Source organism: Streptococcus sp. HMSC064H09 (assembly GCF_001812625.1).
Taxonomy (GTDB): Bacteria; Bacillota; Bacilli; order Lactobacillales; family Streptococcaceae; genus Streptococcus.
Genome location: NZ_KV809573.1, coordinates 1 through 262, shown reverse-complemented (window position 1 = coordinate 262; position 262 = coordinate 1). Strand labels below are relative to the sequence as shown.

Annotated in this window: 1 protein-coding gene; it reads right to left on the bottom strand. The window is 42.7% G+C overall.

Annotation, left to right across the window (positions count from 1 at the left end; translation table 11 throughout):
- A partial coding sequence (locus tag HMPREF2867_RS03995; protein ID WP_141750989.1) for a hypothetical protein occupies nt 1-262 on the bottom strand: 262 nt, incomplete at both ends.

The following is a 262-nucleotide window of genomic DNA, read 5'->3' as shown; positions in this document are numbered from 1 at the left end:
TTACCTGTTTGGGTTTGACCTTGTTTACCTGTTGATGTTGTATCTTCCGCAGTAGGAGTTACAGGAGTTACTGTTGGTGTGTACTTAGCTGTAGCTGGTGTACCATTCTTATCTACACGTTTAACGGTTACACCTGTACCTTCTCCTGTGAATGATTTTTCTGGGACGAAGGTTACTGTTCCATCAGGAGCTACAGTGTAAGTACCTTCTCCTGGAATAACTTTAGTTGTTGAGCCATCTTCGAAGGTAGCTGGAGTATCTT